General features: G+C 51.3%; 11 protein-coding genes. 7 read left to right on the top strand and 4 right to left on the bottom strand.

All coding sequences use genetic code 11. The features are described 5' to 3' along the window. Positions 1-43: 43 nt before the first annotated feature. Positions 44-1,030, top strand: a complete 987-nt coding sequence (locus QJ48_RS27285; RefSeq protein ID WP_054976547.1) for a lipoate--protein ligase — start codon at positions 44-46, stop codon at positions 1,028-1,030. Positions 1,031-1,148: 118 nt separating this feature from the next. After that, entirely contained in the window at positions 1,149-2,033 is an 885-nt protein-coding gene (locus QJ48_RS27280; protein WP_054976546.1) for a GNAT family N-acetyltransferase, read from the top strand. Between the two features lie 175 nt (positions 2,034-2,208). Here the strand turns inward: QJ48_RS27280 and QJ48_RS27275 are convergent, their stop codons facing one another. After that, positions 2,209-3,030: a helix-turn-helix transcriptional regulator gene (locus QJ48_RS27275; protein WP_054976545.1), complete on the bottom strand. Its 822-nt coding sequence runs from the start codon at positions 3,028-3,030 to the stop codon at positions 2,209-2,211. A gap of 308 nt (positions 3,031-3,338) precedes the next feature. Between QJ48_RS27275 and QJ48_RS27270 the strand changes: the two genes are divergently transcribed. The 5 genes from QJ48_RS27270 to QJ48_RS27250 all read left to right on the top strand — a co-directional run bounded on the left by QJ48_RS27270 (position 3,339) and on the right by QJ48_RS27250 (position 10,885). After that, positions 3,339-3,785, top strand: a complete 447-nt coding sequence (locus QJ48_RS27270; RefSeq protein ID WP_054976544.1) for a hypothetical protein — start codon at positions 3,339-3,341, stop codon at positions 3,783-3,785. Between the two features lie 206 nt (positions 3,786-3,991). Further along, positions 3,992-4,450, top strand: a complete 459-nt coding sequence (locus QJ48_RS27265; protein WP_054976543.1) for a hypothetical protein — start codon at positions 3,992-3,994, stop codon at positions 4,448-4,450. 5 nt (positions 4,451-4,455) lie between these two features. Further along, complete coding sequence (locus tag QJ48_RS27260; protein WP_054976542.1) at positions 4,456-8,385, top strand: S8 family serine peptidase; 3,930 nt, start codon at positions 4,456-4,458, stop codon at positions 8,383-8,385. 161 nt (positions 8,386-8,546) lie between these two features. After that, on the top strand, positions 8,547-9,761 hold the full coding sequence (locus tag QJ48_RS27255) for a Bcr/CflA family multidrug efflux MFS transporter (RefSeq protein WP_054976541.1): 1,215 nt from the start codon (positions 8,547-8,549) through the stop codon (positions 9,759-9,761). Between the two features lie 317 nt (positions 9,762-10,078). Continuing rightward, positions 10,079-10,885: a potassium channel family protein gene (locus QJ48_RS27250; protein WP_054976540.1), complete on the top strand. Its 807-nt coding sequence runs from the start codon at positions 10,079-10,081 to the stop codon at positions 10,883-10,885. A 107-nt stretch (positions 10,886-10,992) separates the two neighbouring features. Here QJ48_RS27250 and QJ48_RS27245 read toward each other — a convergent pair whose 3' ends face one another. The 3 genes from QJ48_RS27245 to QJ48_RS27235 form a co-directional block, all read right to left on the bottom strand. Continuing rightward, complete coding sequence (locus QJ48_RS27245; protein WP_054976539.1) at positions 10,993-11,658, bottom strand: NAD(P)H-dependent oxidoreductase; 666 nt, start codon at positions 11,656-11,658, stop codon at positions 10,993-10,995. A 192-nt stretch (positions 11,659-11,850) separates the two neighbouring features. Next, on the bottom strand, positions 11,851-14,184 hold the full coding sequence (locus QJ48_RS27240) for a histidine kinase dimerization/phospho-acceptor domain-containing protein (RefSeq protein WP_054976538.1): 2,334 nt from the start codon (positions 14,182-14,184) through the stop codon (positions 11,851-11,853). Further along, a partial coding sequence (locus QJ48_RS27235) for a winged helix-turn-helix domain-containing protein (RefSeq protein ID WP_162238576.1) occupies positions 14,162-14,485 on the bottom strand: 324 nt, incomplete at its 5' end. The genes QJ48_RS27235 and QJ48_RS27240, both read right to left, overlap by 23 nt.

The raw sequence follows: 14,485 nt of genomic DNA, 5'->3' as shown, positions 1-14,485 counted from the left end.
AACGGGAGCTTGCCCGTTCGAACAGGAGAAGGGGGAGAAGCCCATGCTTTTCATTGACAATAACGGCATTACCGATCCCGCATTGAACCTGGCGCTGGAGGAATACGCCTTGAAGCAGCTTCCGGCGGACCATGATTATTTGTTGTTTTATATCAATGAGCCGTCGATTATTATCGGGAAAAACCAGAATACGGCGGAGGAGATTAACCGGGAGTACGTCGAGGCCCGCGGCATTCATGTCGTGCGGCGTCTGTCCGGCGGCGGGGCGGTATACCACGATCTTGGGAACTTGAATTTCAGCTTCATTACGAAGGATGACGGCAAGTCCTTCCACAACTACCGCAAGTTTACCGAGCCGGTGATCCGGGCGCTGCATCGGCTTGGCGTCGAGGCGGAGCTGACGGGGCGCAACGACATCCAAGTCGGGGAGCGGAAAATATCCGGCAATGCGCAGTTTGCCACCAAAGGGCGGATGTTTACCCACGGCACGCTGCTGTTCGATTCGCAGATGGACCATGTGGCGTCTGCGCTGAACGTCAATCCGGAGAAGTTCAAGTCGAAGGGCGTGAAATCGGTCCGCAGCCGGGTGGCGAACATTACGGAATTTTTGAGCGGGCCGATGACGATTGAAGCGTTCAGGCAGCATTTGCTGGACTCGATCTTCGAAGGATCGGAGGTTCAGCGGTATGAGCTGAGCGCAGCCGACTGGGATGCGGTGCGGCAGCTTGCGGACGAACGGTACCGGAGCTGGGATTGGAACTACGGCCGGTCCCCGGCGTTCAACGTTCATCGCGTGAAGCGCCTGTCTGCCGGCACGTTCGACGTCCGGCTGTACGTGGAAGCGGGAGTGATCCGCGAGGCCGCGATATATGGAGATTTCTTCGGGCAGGGTGACGCGGCCGAGTTTGCCGCCAAGCTGCAAGGCGTCCGTTACGATACGGCTGCGCTGGCCGGGGTGCTGGACGATGTGAATCTGCAGCACTACTTCGGTCAGGTGATCAAGGACGAGTGGCTGGAGCTGCTGTTATAAGCACCTGCTGGCGGAATGCTTCGGGAAAAAATGATTGTAAACCAATCATTATCCGCCGGAACCTTTTTTACGCCTATATACTAAAGGGTAATATGGTAGCGAAGTGGAGGATGACAGATTGAAACTGATCGAGAAGCAAGGGCTCTCGGAGCAAGAATTGCGCGATATTCGGGCACTCGCAGACCTGTGCAACGCGCAGGACGGCATTACGCTGAAGCTGAACTGGGAAATGCTCGCTGAACGGTCGACCGGGGTGACGAACGACTTTTTGATGTATGAAGGGGAAGAGCTTGTCGGGTTTCTGGGGATCTACTCCTTCCGCTCGACGGAAGCGGAGATCAGCGGCATGGTGCATCCGCATCACCGGCGGAAGGGCGTGTTCACCCGGCTAGCCGATGCGGCGACCGAAGAATGCAGACGCCGCGGAATTCCGAAGCTGATCTTTATATGTCAGGAACGTTCGGCTTCGGGCAAAGCGTTCCTACAGGCCCGGGGAGCGGTCTATTCGTTCTCTGAGCACTGGATGGAGATGCGGGTACCGGACGGGCAACCGCCGCAAGTTCCGGATACGCGGCAAGCGGAAGCTCTGGAGCTCCGATTGGCGACGGCGGACGATGTCGAAGTAATGACGGAGCTCAACCGGCAGGGGTTCGATATGTCGTACGAGGATGCCAAAGAATTCGCGGGGAAAACCGTAGCCGACGGGAAGGAGAACACGTATGTCGCGGAGCTGGGCGGCAAGCCGATCGGCAAGCTGGCTGTACGTGTGGATGAAGGCGTCGCCTTTATCTTCGGTTTCTGCGTATTGACGGAGTATCGGGGACGCGGATGCGGGCGAGAAATTTTGGCCCGGACGATAGAGCGCGTATACCGGGAAGGCGGGACGGTCCGTTTCGAGCTGGAGGTTGCGGCGGATAATCCCCGGGCCCTCCGGCTGTACGAATCGTGCGGCTTCCGGGCGTTGAACGCGAACGATTATTATACGATTGAGCTCGGCGGGTAGGGCGACACTTGATGATGCAAAGGAAGCAGGAACCTTGGAACGGAAAGGGGCCTGCTTTCTTGCGTCGGTTTTAGTATTTTAAATCCTTGTATTTAAATAGAAAAAATGGGAATATAGACTATGATGAAGCCAAAAAGGAGGTTGGCGATGATTGCATCGATATGCCGTATCGATATTACGTAAACTTTCGGATGAAAGCCGACTTACTGTTTACCCCTGTCTTATCATATACGGTCTTCAAGATGGTTCGTACGGTGTGTATCGATATATAAAGAGACTGTGCAATTTGGGTATAAGTATACCCTTGAAGCCAAGCATAGGCTACTTCTTTCTGGCGTTCGGTTAGTTGATAGGTTTCAAATGTCTTATATACGATTTCATGCCCCGTATTTATTCCGTCCGTCTGAAGCCGTTTTTCTGTCATTCTTGCGATATGCTGCAATAAAGGGACTGCAAACGTCGGGTCGATCTCGACCGGGAAAGTTAAATTCACGTAGGCTTGGATCGTACCTTTCACTCTTATCGGAGCACAAATGCAATTCCAAGAGTGAAATAGGTTAAGTGTATGTTCCTTGCCCTGAACCAGAGCGATCATTCCTGTCTCCATAGCTACCGCAATGGCATTATACCCTGAATGTTCAACCATAACCGGCGTCCCGGGTCCGATGTTCAGCATCTCTATCCTCTGCAGAATATCGTCATTCCCCTGAAGCTTCAGGATTACCCCGGAGGTATCGACAATAATAAAAAAATGCGCGGCCTGCAAGGTCTCTTCGATGGCTTTGATTTCGTTTGACAACACTTGGATCAGCGTCGATTGCTGTGCAATCTTTTCTTGTAATCTTGTAGAAGAGATGCGAGGGAAAATCTGCTCATCGCGACATAAACCAACGGACCTTATTCGCTCATCCCATTGCTTTAAGACATCAAACTCCAAACTGGCTATACCTGCGACTGCCCCGTTTCTATTCTGCTGTACTTTTGGAAAGATCGTCACGAATTCATCCCCTTCCTCATGCCAAGAAATTAACCCTCTTCTACAATGATGAATATACCAAATTTTAAATTAAAAGGTAAAATTATTAAGAAAAAATAATAAAATATACCTCATTTGTGGTATTAATTGCAATTTATGCATGATGTACTATAAATCTAACTACAGGTCTTAACTGAAATCGGTAGAGTCATTACCTAAGAAGATATCGGAGGTGTTGTATATGATTGCCTGAAAATAAGGTTGTTTTGCGATGTTGTTGTCATGTGTGGAAAATTTTTATAATATTATAAACATGGGGAGTGAATGTAATGTTTTCCAAAAAGTTTCAAAAAATTGTGTTGGCGACGGTAGCAACAGCAACCTTTGTCGTCCCGACAACATCCGCATTTGCCTCAACCGCAGCCCAGGCACCGGTATCCGTAGTAGTAGAAAGCAGCAGTGCCGTCCTGGCGAAACAGCTACTTGAGGTCCAAGCAAGACATACGTTCAAAACCCAAAATGTAACAACGGAAATCAAGTTGAAAACCCTCGCGGCTATCGTGCGTGCAGGTGGTTGGGCACTTGAGGTGTTGCTCAAACCATTCAGCAAAAAAGCGGCCGATGCCGTATTGAAATACCGCACCAAGATTGCTGATGCTCTGGATGCTTTAGAAAGTTGGGGGAAATCCAAATTCGTAAATCTTTTGGTCAGATTCGGCGTGCCGCAAGATGTAGCTGAATCTATTGCCGAAGTGGTTGCATTTTTGGTCCTTTAGCAGCAAAACCGTCAAAAGCTTTTAAAGCTTTTGACGGTTTTTATTGTACGCCCCCGCGTGGTGTCATCTTTTACAGGATTCTCACTGTACGCGGGCGGCATAGCACAAAAGGATCGCGAGGTGATCTTATAAGGAATAAGCATGGCGTGTTATGAGAGGTCAGGGTAGCCCCTCTTGCTTAAATTGGGCTTAGGAGGTCATCGCTGTTGGGAAAAGAAAAACGCAAAGATTATTTTTTTATGGCATTGACACTGATAGGCATTTTATTGGTATTAGCCGTTTTTTTTGTGCTCCTATTCTATGTTGTGAAAACAATCCATTTTATCGATATTAAAATTTATTCCTTTCTATCCGCTTCAGGCTTTAGTGCAGGTCTCATGGTTGGAACAACTTTTTTAGGCATCGCAGGGACGCTCTTTAACACCTTGTGGAAATATCTATTTAAAGAACATTTCACTCTTGTTGCGGTTCTTTGTAGGAATGCGATTCAGATTTCGATATTGGGCTTCATTGTTCATCTATTAGATCAAATCATCGACGGAGTTGAAATTAGGAATTTTTATTCGGAATTGTTCGTAACGATGGTCATGTATGCCGCGGTTCATTTGCTTGCCCGTTTCGGAGCTTATCTCAAGGAACAAGAATCGCGCCAGAAGGAGAAGTAGCCGTTATGAAAAGAATAAAATGCGTGTTCCTTTTTTTGGGACTCATGCTGTTTTTATCAGGAGGGGCTTTTCTATCATCCGTAAAGGCGGAAAAAACGGCTTCACCTGCGTTCTATGAAACATTTGCGGCGCCGGTACAGCCCTTTTCCGACGAACATACGATTCCGGGAGAATGGCTTGTCCGCTTGCGGAAACCGACAGAGCGGAGCGGACTTCTTTATGATAACAACCATGTTATGCCGGATACGATTCAGATGGGTACAGATGAGAAAACGATGCTTTTGAAAGTGCCGCCGGATAGGGCCGCAGCAGCCGTAGAGGAGTTGCGGAATAATCCGAATGTCGAATACATTGAGCCGAATTATATTTACAAAGTAACGCAGGCCGTGACCGAAGCCGTATATTTTAATGACCCCTTATATCCGGAGCAATGGGGACTGCGGTCCATTCAAGCGCCACAAGCGTGGGATAAGCTGAGGAATTGGCAGCAACGTAAAAAAGACGAGGTGCTCATTGCCGTTATCGATACCGGCATGGATGCCGGCCACCCCGAATTTGCGGGCCGTTTCGTAAGTGGGATAAATACGATTGAAGATTCGCCGGACACAACGGATTACAATGGGCATGGGACTCAAGTTTCGGGAATTATTAGTGCAGCAGCGAATAATTCTATCGGCTTGACAGGTGCTGCAGGTCTGGAAAATATCAAAATCATTCCTATCAAGGCGATCAATAGTGCGGGAAAAGGAACTACGCATTCGGTTGTTAAAGCAATTGATGCCGCCGTTCAGATGGGGGCGGATATCATCAATTTAAGTCTCAGCGGAAACGGGAACAGCAGGATTATGCGGGAATCGATTGTCAAGGCGGTGAATAAGGGAATTCTGGTCGTGGCGGCTGCCGGAAATCATGAAGATCACACGGACGGTTATTATCCGGCCATGTATCCCGAGACGTTGGCGGTTTCTTCTATTAACGAAAAGCACGAGACCTCGGCTTTTAGCAATTACGGAGGCTCGATTGATCTGGCCGCTCCAGGCGAGCATATCGTCACTACTTTTTTAGGCGGCACATACATCTACTCGGAAGGCACCTCGCTATCCGCTCCATTTGTATCCGCAGCGGCGGCCTTGTTGAAAGCGGGACATCCGGAATGGGGCACAGCGGAGCTTAGGGCAACCCTGGAGCAAACCGCCAGAGACATAGGCTCTTCGGGCCAAGATCCGTACACGGGACATGGCCTTATCCAAGTGTCCGATGCGCTCTCACACATCCCCCGGCTTGGTCTTCGGGTATCCAAACCGAATTTGTTCGAACAAGTGAAAGGCCGGGTCGAGTTTCTGGTTGAAGTACCGCCACTGGTCTCGCAATTAAAACTATTAAAGGCGTCAGGGGAAGTACTAACCGTCTGGGAGGTTCGCGAAGGAAAAAATACGCTGGAGTGGGACTCGCTTCAAACAGGGGATGGAGATGTTTCACTATTTCTGCAAGCCTACGATTCGACAGGGCTAAAAGCAGGCGATCCCGCACCCGTTCAACTGTATGTTAAAAATCAGCCTGCATCGGTTGTGGCAATACGGGTAAGGGATGAAAAAGGGGAGCCGATTCATGGCGCCATTATTAAGGTGCTGCGATTGAACGAAAATAGAGGGGAAGCAGAAGCGCCTTTTTCGCCAATCGCAAAAAGCTATACGAACGATCAAGGCTTATGTTTTTTCCCTAAGTCGATGGTGCTAGGCAACGAAAAATATATTGTCTCGGCTGCATTTACAGACGATAGATTAGAGGAAACCTACACCGATACCAAGGAACTTGCCCCGGATATGGAAGAAATCGGGTTTGATTTTAGCAAGATGCGGCTCATCCAGGTTGGCACCTCTCTTCAAGGCAGTTGGCAGACCCATGTTTCGTATACCTTTGTACCGCAGTTTTTTGGAGTCGAAGCGACGGAATTGGCGGTGAATGTTGCACACACCGATGCGGATAGACGATCTGTGAAATTGTCTGAGGGCACTTATAGGGGGTATGCTGTCCGTAATGAGCCGGACGGAGCTAATTTGATTTTACGGCATGCCTTTACAATTGACCGGGACACGGAAGATCTTAGGTTTCAGGCGGATAATGCGCGAAAAATCAGTGTTCGCCTTCCCTCGTGGGCTTTATCGGCCAGTTGGGAACTTGGAGAAAGCTTAAGCGGCTTGGAATCGCCTGTCGAGTTAACCAATGGAGGCACGCTTCGATTGGGTAATTTTATTCCCGTCAACGATTCGATCACGCTCGTACAGCAAAGGGAGAACGAGCTTTGGAGCTACACGCTTTCTCCGCAAAGAAATGCAGGTCCGAACGATTCTGGTGTTGTCGACATACCGGAGCAAGCGGTTCTTCAATTGGGCAACCGCCCCGGGGCTCAAAGCGCCACTGCCGTTCAACCCGGTGAATTGGTTGATTTGGCGTACACGGTTCGTTTGGGAAATGATTATACGATGACCGAAGTAAAGCGGGCCGGAGAGGAAGTAAATCCTGAAGTCGTATTTAAGAACAAGCAGGGTCAGGAAGTATGGAGGGGGACAAGCAGCGGAAAGTTCTATAAGATCCCCGACGAATCGACAATTTCTCCGGGGCAATATTCGGTATACTTGGATGTCTCCCATTGGCCCATTCCATTTGCCTCCGATTCGTTTGTTCAAGTTGGAGATATCACCATAACAAGCGTACCCAAAGTGCACGTTTCCATTCTTCCTCATGATGGCATGCCTTATCGAATGACGGAACTGACGGTCTTGGACGGAAAAACGGGCAGAGAGGTCTTCTCGGACTCCCTTTTTCATGATCCGGGAGAGGGGAGCCAAAACCGGGGATTTGATGTTTCCGGATTGAAAATCGGGAAGCCTTACCGGTTTATCGTTCGCGCATATACATACGAGGCTTTATCGGTATACGCCGACCGACAGCTTACTATCGGATCGAACCTGGTTACGATAACTATGAACGGGGATTCAAAAAAAGTAGTTCCTCTGCGCTTTAACGTGGAAAATAAGGTGTTGTTTGATTTGGCTAAGGAAGGAAGATCGGTAACTGCTTTTGAAGGGGATAACGGAGGAAGGGTCGTTTGGCTCGACGAGGGAACGTATACCATGACGTTAATCAAAAATTTCGGCGATCGACAGTATTACGACCAGAGAAAAATAAAGATTACGGCTGATATGAAGGAATATAGCCCTGTGCCTGATTTTGGCTCCATGAAAAAAGTAGAAATGAAAAGTCAACAAGGAAGCGGCAATTATAAGATCGGCATCAAGCAAAAGAAGGGAGGCATATTCAACGATTATTTTATATTTTCATATCAAAGTGGACAGGAGCTTTACGTAGGCAAGGGAGACTATCAATTCGAAATCGTTGTAGACGAAAAAAAAGGTTCGATTCATAATCTATACATTTTTGAGCCAAAGCCACGGGAAAGCAGTACATCGTATATATTCAAAATAAGTGAACGGTTTAATGCCCGCCTCTCGTTGCGAAAAACCGGATATATGCCGGGAGAAGAGGTTAAGGGAAAAGTAAGCGTAGCGGATAGCTACAACAACCGGTTGAAAGGCATTCTCCAGACCATCCATCCTGACTGGGGAAATGCCGATGGCTATTTTCTGCTATCCTCTAGTGCTGGGACAAGACAAATCCTTAAAATGGAGGATATAACCGCTCAGACTTATAAACCAATAGGCGAGCAGAGCTACAACTCTTCTCTAAAGCTAATACACAATGAAAACGTCTTGCTAGAGCAAAAATTATCGGACGGATGGACATCATTCGCTTTTCCGCTTCCACGAGAACTTAAAGAAGGGAAGTACGACCTCGTCTGGACGTTGGAAGAGCCGGTTTTTCTGATAAAAAAAACCAAAATCAGGCTACTCATTCCCGATAGCTCAAATGATTGAGCCTATATCTGGGGCCACGTGGCTGCAGCTGAGCTATCTTTTCGTTGACTTTCATTTCATCTTGTAACTATAATTGTTACAGGATAGGAGGAATGGACAATGAAAGATATTTGGAATAAAGCCCTGAACGCATCCATAACGGAATCTGGAGGCTTGAGATCATGAGCCGGGTCGAAGCTTCGGCGCAAGGCTCCGTGCCGTCGCGCCGGATATGGATGGTGTTCATCTTAGGCTCGTTGTCCGCTTTCGGGCCGCTGTCGCTCGATATGTATTTACCCGCATTGCCGAAGCTGGCGGACGATCTGAACAGCAGCACGTCGATGGCCCAGCTTAGCCTGACGGCTTGCTTGCTCGGGCTGGCTCTTGGCCAGCTGTATGCCGGGCCGGTCAGCGATGTGCGCGGCCGGCGGCTGCCGCTGCTGATCGGTCTGATCCTCTACGGCGTGTCCTCGGTGCTCTGCGCCGTTGCGCCATCCGCCGAGCTGCTGGTATTGCTGCGGTTTATCCAAGGGATGGCAGGCTCAGCGGGGATCGTCATTTCGCGGGCCATCGTGCGGGATATGTACTCAGGGACGGAGCTGACGAAGTTTTTCTCGCTGCTGATGCTGGTGAACGGGGCGGCGCCGATTCTCGCGCCCATCGTGGGCGGGCAGCTGCTGGAAGTCACCTCATGGCGCGGGGTATTCGTCGTGCTCAGCCTGATCGGCGTCTTGATGCTGATCGCAGTCGCGCTGGCGCTGCCGGAGACGCTGCCTCAGGAGCGGCGGTCTAAGGGAGGCCTGGGAAATACGCTCACGACGTTCCGCCGTCTCCTGAGCGACCGGACGTTTATGGGCTACGCCTTGGCACAAGGCTTCGTCATTGCCGCCATGTTCGCCTACATTTCGGGCTCGCCCTTCGTGCTTCAGGATATTTTCGGCGTGTCGCCGCAAATGTTCAGCGTCTGCTTCGCAATTAACGGCCTTGGCATCATTCTCGCAGGGCAAGTCGCGGGCCGGCTGGCCGGACGGGTCAGCGACAAGCGACTGCTGGTCAGCGGGCTGGCGCTCGCTTCGGTCGCCGGTGTGGTGCTGCTGCTTGCGATCGTGTCGGGAGCCGGACTGTATGCTATTCTGGTGCCTTTGTTCTTCGTCGTATCCAGCGTCGGGATCGTGTCCACGGCCGGCTTCTCGCTGGCGATGCGCAACCAGAGCGAATCGGCGGGAAGCGCTTCGGCTCTGCTCGGGGTGCTGTCGTTCATCTTCGGCGGGGTTGTAGCGCCGCTGGTCGGCATCGCCGGCAATCAGACCGCCGTGCCGATGGGAATCGTTATCGCCGCAGCCGATGTCATCTCCGTGCTATGCTATTGGCTGCTCGTGTGGCGGTATGAAAAATAAAGCTTAATTGTTACGGTTACGAAGTCTTCCGCAGCATGGGGCAGCCCCCGCGGCGGAGGGCTTTTTCGTATACAAATCGGATAAAATCGTTTCACGGGGAACATTGTCGGAAAAAGTCTTTTCCGGGTGCAGGAAAGGACTCTTTAAGAGCGAATTTATCGATGTGTGCAAACGAACGCCGGTCTTCATCAATAAGCTAAGCAGGGTTCGTACATGATTCGGCAGCCCAGAGGGCGGAAATCCCTCACACGACGGCGGGCAGCCGAAATCCGCTTTGTAGAATCCTGTTATTCACCTTGATCAAGGAGAGAAGTCGAGTGAGGTATTGGTTCCAATTCCGCAAGTTGTTTTTCTCTATGCTACAAATCCGCATGAGAACCTTGTCGATTGCCACCGGGCTGCTGGTGCTCACAAGCTCGGTTCTTATGCCGATTCTGGAGCCGGAGCAGTTTCCGCGGGTTTACGACGGATTATGGTGGACGGTCGTTACACTCGCTACGGTCGGTTACGGGGACACGTTTCCGAAAAGCGATCTGGGCCGGTTGTGGGGCATTCTGCTCATTGTAGGTGGGGTCGGTTTATTTACCTTATTTATCGGGAGGCTCTATGAGATGCTGGTCGAACGGCAAGAGAGAAGGAAGAACGGAGACTTGGATTATACGAAGCACGGCGGCGGCCATGTCGTCGTCATCGGCTGGAGCGGCCGCGCCCGGATCACGATCAAAAACATCCTCAAAACCGAGCCGTCCACAGACGTCGTGCTGATCGATGACCGGCTCGCCACAGCGCCGCTGGACGAACACAACTTCCTGTTTATCCGGGGGATTCCTTCCAAGGACAAAACCTTGCACCGCGCCCGGGTTGCGGAAGCTAGGGAGATCCTCATTTTTGCCGACGAGTCGCTGAAGGTGGAGAACCCGTACAATGCCGATGCCCGCACGGCGTTCATTCTGACAAGCGTCGAACGAATAGCGGGGAACGTGCGGACTACGCTGGAAGTGGTGCTCGAAGAAAATCTCGCCAATTTCACGAAAATCGCTTCCGACACGCATTTCAAAATATCCGACCAGTCGTTCGCCGAGCAGATGTATTCGGGGCCCAAGCGGAAGGCGGCGGACCGGTAACGGCACCGGCCGGTCAGGTCAAACAAACAACCCCTTCTTCCGCTGCGGATCGAAGGGGTTGCTTATGGGGCAAATCGATTACCCGCGGGAAGACGCTAGGCTCGGGATCAGTTTACCCACTGCACGATTTGATCAAGCGTTTGTCTTGTTTTGGGGCGGGGTTCGCTCACGCGGTAGCCGAAAGCGACCATGCAGGAAATACCGAGGTTGCCTTGAAGAATTCCTTCTTCTCGAAGCACCTGCTCTGCATTGGCTTTGTCGAACCCTTCGATCGGGCACGAGTCGATGCCGATTTGAGCGGCTGACGTCATCATGTTGCCCAGAGCAATATAGGTTTGCCGGGCTGCCCATTCGAACATTACGCGCTCGTTGTCGAGCAGCTGGAAGTCCGTTTCCTGGAACTTGCCATAGATCTTGGTATAGTTGGCGCGGATCTCTTCCGGGAATTGCTTGACGTTCGTCAGCATGTTTTGAATATAGTCCGAATCGGCGACCATATCGGCTTTCGTCCGGGACAGGATAATGACAAAATGGCTGGAGGTCGGCAGCTGCTTGGACGCTCCCCAAGTGACCGGCAGCAGCTTTTCGCGGATCGCCGGATTCTGCACGACGACAAATTTCCACGGCTCGAAGCCAAAGGAGCTCGGCGACAAACGTCCGGTCTCCAGAATGAACTGGAAATCCGCGTCGCTGATCTTTTTGCTGCTGTCGAATTCCTTGCACGCATGTCTGAACTGAAACGCCTCTATAATTTGCTGTTTTGTTGCTTCCATAAGTAATGCCTCGCTTTCGGATAATATTGGTTCCTGTTAAGCATTATAACCTCCAGCATCCGAATGCGTAAGTACGCACATTTTTGTTATATAGTTCCCATTTGTATACTGTGAAGATAAAGAGGCCGCGGGAGAGCTCCCGGACCTCTTCTTTCCACGTCTTCCCGCAGGGGTGGCGGACAATATAAAGGGTTAAGACGCGGCGGCCTTTGCTTCCCGGGCGAACTCGACGCGCACCTTGAAATAGTCCCCGTCGATGTCGATGCGAAGCTGTCCGCCTTGCAGCTCGACGATGCTTTTCGCAATGGCGAGCCCGAGGCCCGAGCCTTCGGTATTCCGCGACGTGTCTCCCCGCTTGAACCGTTCGAAAATTTCGTCCACATCGAAGTTAAGCTCATAGGCGGCAATGTTATTGATCGTGAAGACGACTTTGTCCGCTTCTTCGGTTAACGCGAGGTGAACCCGGGTATGCGGCAACGCGTATTTGAGCGCATTGCTGATCAGGTTCTCGAAGACGCGCCATGTCTTGCGCCCGTCCAGCGGTGCGGTTACCTTCGGGTTATCCACGCGGACGCGGAAGGTGAGCGTGGAAGCTTCGATCTTGTCGCTGAATTCGGCCAGCGCCTGCTGCAGCAGGTCGGCGACGTTGACGTGCTCCACCGCAAGCTCGACGGACCCGCTCGCCATTTTGGATGCTTCAAACAAATCGTCGATCAGCACCTTCAGCCGCTGCGTTTTCCGGTCCAGCACCTCGACATAGCTCGCGACGGTCTCCGAGGTTAGGTCCTTACGCTTGAGCAAATCGACGTAATTCATGATCGAGGTGAGCGGCGTCTTCAGATCGTGAGATACGTTCGTAATCAGCTCGGACTTCAGCCGTTCACTCTTCGTCTCGCGTTCGACGGACGTCTTGATGCTCTGCTTGATGTTGTTCAGCAGGTGCGCCAGCCGGGCCAGATTGCCGCGGCCCTTCTCCACGATCGTATGGTCGAACCGGCCGGAGGCAATCGCTTCCGCGCTGGTCAGGATGCGGGAGAAAGTCAGGATTCGGCGGAACAGGTAAGGAATGACAACGAACGTATAAAAGAGAACATATCCTTCGGAGAAGGAGAGCCTGTTATTAAAGTAATGGAAGCTGGAGTGATCGATAACATCGAACAGGAAGACGCCGAACAGCACGGTCATAACGAAAATCAAGATGGCCTTCGTCAGGATAAGTCGATCTATCAGTTTAGCCTGGACATAGCCTTGCAGCTTGCGGTAAAGCCCCGCGTTCCACTGCTCCCGAAGCGCCTGCGGATTGCGCAGCAGCTGCACGGCATCGCCAAGCAGGAGTCCCAGACAGCCGATCAGCAGCGCCAGCAGCGTCCATTGCGCAAAATGGCTCGGACCGACAGGCAGCCGGAATAAGGCAGCGGAGCTTCCGTAGCTTAACGCAAACATGGTCAGAACATAAAAAAGCAGCAGGCGAAGCTCCAGCGGAATCCCGCGGATGATAGCCGTATAGTTCTGTTGTACAACTTCGATCCCAAAACGATTTCGACGCAAATAAAAGATCAGCGCGGCAATGGCCGCCACGACGGCCCCCAGCAGGTACAGCTCATAAATTAACCGCTCCCGCAGCGTATTGAAGTAAGCGTGGTCAGCAATCATTTGACTGAAGCCACGGGGCTCCTTCGGAAATAGAAAAATACCTTCCAGCCGATACTGTTGAAAAGAACGGTTGATCGATTGCAGAGCGCCACCTTCCAGCGTCGTTTGCGGCAAGCGGATGGCATAGAACGCTTCCTGCATGTCCCCTTGACCCGGATACCCGCTCTTATTGGAATACTTCTCGCGGGTTTCGAGGTCATTGACATAATATTCAAAGGAGCCGCTGCGGGCCGATAAGCTGTGTTTGACGGCAGCGTATTGTTTGTTATGAAAATCAAGATAGTTCTTGATTTCCTTCTCGATCCGCTCGTTTTTCTGCCGCTCTGCGTTCGGTAAGATGTTGGCCTCTGTGTCTTGCAGTAAGGCAATTTCTTTTCTAATACGCGCAATCTCGGCTTGCTCTGCAGCGTCCGGCAGGTTCTGCGTCTGACTTTGTGCCTTGGCCTGCTCCGCTCCTGCCTCTTCCGCGGAATTGGCGGCCTGCTCCCGTTTTTCTTTTGCTTTCTGCACTTCATTTGCCACCTGGCCCTGGAGCTGGAGGATTTGTTCTTGCACCTCTGCCTTTCTTTGCTCGACCTCGATGTTTTTCATCGTTTCAAAATGCCGGGTCCATTGCTCCATCCGGGCCTGTCCGATCTTCTCAGCATCCGTCTTATCCTCCCAATGGTTATAGACCACATGAACGTTCCGAAACAGATTGAAATGCTGCTGAAGCTGCTCGTAGAACGCCGGGGACCGAAAGTAGTAGTCCTTTTGAAGATATTCCTGATTCTTTAGCACGTCCGAGGCTGTGAGCAGTCCTAGCGCAATCAGGTAAGAGAGCAAGCCCCAAGCCAGCCAAGGGACGAGCTTACTTCTCGATTTTGTAACCAATGCCCCACACCACCTTCAAATATTTGGGCTCCCGCGGGTTGATCTCAATTTTCTCGCGGATTCGCCGCACATGCACCGCTACCGTATTTTCGCCGTTGAAATACGGCTCTTTCCATACCTTTTCGTATATCTCCGCTATCGAAAACACACGGCCCCGATGCTCGGTCAAGAGCTCAAGGATTCGATATTCGGTCGCCGTCAGCCGGATCTCTTCCTGATCCACGAAGACGGTTTTGCTGCGTTTGTTTAGCACGAGGCCCCGGACTTCGATCTCGTCCTCGGTTGCTTTGTAATGGCCCAG

Source organism: Paenibacillus sp. A3 (assembly GCF_001399685.1).
GTDB lineage: Bacteria > Bacillota > Bacilli > Paenibacillales > NBRC-103111 > Paenibacillus_G.
Note: the sequence above shows the minus strand (reverse complement) of the source record. Positions and strands in the feature narration are given on the sequence as shown.

Excerpts from the sequence above, each read along its gene's own strand:
- QJ48_RS27270 (WP_054976544.1), top strand. The coding sequence starts at position 3,339 with ATGTTTTCCAAAAAGTTTCAAAAAATTGTGTTGGCGACGGTAGCAACA.
- QJ48_RS27255 (WP_054976541.1), top strand. The coding sequence starts at position 8,547 with ATGAGCCGGGTCGAAGCTTCGGCGCAAGGCTCCGTGCCGTCGCGCCGG.
- QJ48_RS27260 (WP_054976542.1), top strand. The coding sequence starts at position 4,456 with ATGAAAAGAATAAAATGCGTGTTCCTTTTTTTGGGACTCATGCTGTTT.
- QJ48_RS27285 (WP_054976547.1), top strand. The coding sequence starts at position 44 with ATGCTTTTCATTGACAATAACGGCATTACCGATCCCGCATTGAACCTG.
- QJ48_RS27245 (WP_054976539.1), bottom strand. The coding sequence starts at position 11,658 with ATGGAAGCAACAAAACAGCAAATTATAGAGGCGTTTCAGTTCAGACAT.